This is a genomic window from uncultured Leptotrichia sp. (assembly GCF_938036635.1).
Classification (GTDB): Bacteria; Fusobacteriota; Fusobacteriia; order Fusobacteriales; family Leptotrichiaceae; genus Leptotrichia; species Leptotrichia hongkongensis.
The window spans coordinates 1-1977 of record NZ_CALHQO010000116.1; the positions used below are offsets into that span (position 1 = coordinate 1).

Genomic DNA, 1977 nt, shown 5'->3' on the forward strand with positions numbered 1-1977 from the left:
TAAATGAATATTTTGAGTATTCTGAAAAGAAAATTTCCAAAATGAAGGAAATTGAGAATTATTATAAAAGTAACGAATATAAAAAAGATAATTTTCAGAAAGGTAGAATTTTAGACAAGGAATACGAAGAAATTCTTATGTCATACAGTTATTATGACAGTAGTCTTGCATCAGAATTTCAAAATTTAGAGTCCCTATCGGCAAAACATTTACTAAATAATTTAAAAAATAGCGGACAAACTGCCGCATATAATATTTTCCGTATAAAATTCATTATTTCTCTAATTAATAAAAAACTTTATGCTGATGAGTTTGCAGACAAAAAAAATGACAACTTAATAAATCAACTGGAAATACTGGGAAAAGATTTTAAATTAGCAGTATCTCAAGCCGAGAAAATAAAAGATTCAGAAATTGAAAATGAAAAAATGGATATTGATAAATATAAAAGTTATGTAAAAGAAGCAAAAAAATCCATAAAAAATTTTTATAAAGGACTAAAAAACTTAAAAAATAGTAACCCAAATTCAGATGACGATGAATTTATTATTTTTGAAGATGAGAAATATAATAAGTTACAGTTTTATAAAGATAACGAGGAAAATGAGAAAATGAAAATCTTTTATCAATAATAAATAAAAGGAGAAAAATAAAAATGAACAACTTTGAAGAAAAATTAAATAAATATGCCGAAGTAATTGTAAAAATTGGGGCAAATGTACAGAAAGGGCAGAAAGTCTGGGTAAATTGTACAACTGATGCTTTACCGTTAGTCTATAAGGTTACAGAATTAGCTTATCAAGTGGGAGCAAGTGATGTCCATGTAAAATTGACAGACGACAAATTATCAAGACTTCATGCTGAATATCAATCAAAAGAAGTCTATTCACACATTCCACAATGGGCAATTGACGAAAGAAATGACTATCTTGACAATAATGTCGTATTTATCCATATTTTAAGCAGTTCTCCAAATTTATTTGCTGGAATTGATGCTGAAAAACTGGGAGCATTAACAAAAAATTCAGGAGAAGCCTATAAACATTACAGAACTTGCATTATGACAGATGTAAATTCTTGGACAATCGCAAGCTATCCTTCGGCAGACTGGGCAAAACTTGTATTCCCAGATGAAGAAAATACTGACATTGCACAGGAAAAACTGCTTGACGCAATATTAAAGACTGTAAGAGTTGATAAAGATGATCCTGTTAAGGCTTGGGAAGAACATAGGCAAAACTTGACTGAAAAAGCTGAATTTCTAAACAATAAAAACTTTGTAGCACTTCACTATACTTCAAAAGGTACTGACTTGACAGTAGGACTTCCTAAAAATCACATTTGGGTAGCAGCTGGAAGTAAAAATGCAAAAGGAGCTGATTTCTTGCCAAACATGCCTACTGAAGAAGTGTTTACGGCTGGAGATAGAGATCGTGTAGATGGATATGTTTCAAATAAAAAGCCGCTTTCTTATCAAGGGAATATAATTGATAACTTTAAATTGACTTTTAAGGATGGAAAAGTTGTGGATTTTGAAGCGGAGCAAGGATATGAGATTTTGAAGCAGCTGCTTGATACTGATGAAGGTTCGAGAAGAATTGGAGAAGTTGCCCTTGTGCCGAATGACTCGCCTATTTCTAACTCTGGGCTTCTTTATTACCAGACATTGTTTGATGAAAACGCCTCAAACCATCTGGCATTGGGTGCAGCATACCCAACTACCCTAAAAGATGGTACAAAAATGACTGAAGAAGAACTAGAAAAAGCTCACATTAATCAGTCTATTTCCCACGTTGACTTTATGATTGGTGATGCGGAAATGGATATTGATGGAATTTTAGAAGATGGGACAAGAGTTCCTGTATTTAGAAAAGGAAATTGGGCATTTTAAAATCATTAATGCAAGGGCATTAATTTCCCTTATATATTCAGCATTAAGCGGATTGACATTTTCAGCTATTGGACTTATTTATGCTC

At 31.9% G+C, this 1977-nt stretch carries 2 protein-coding genes; both read left to right on the forward strand.

What is annotated here, in order from left to right; genetic code table 11:
• Positions 1-632, forward strand: a 632-nt coding sequence (locus Q0370_RS02090; RefSeq protein WP_299571447.1) for a DUF3829 domain-containing protein, incomplete at its 5' end; no start/stop codon positions are given.
• Positions 633-655: 23 nt separating this feature from the next.
• A complete protein-coding gene (locus Q0370_RS02095) occupies positions 656-1891 on the forward strand; it encodes an aminopeptidase (RefSeq protein ID WP_299571450.1) in 1236 nt (411 codons plus the stop codon).
• Positions 1892-1977 lie beyond the last annotated feature (86 nt).

Coding starts and splice junctions, on each gene's coding strand:
- Q0370_RS02095 (WP_299571450.1), top strand. CDS start 656: ATGAACAACTTTGAAGAAAAATTAAATAAATATGCCGAAGTAATTGTA.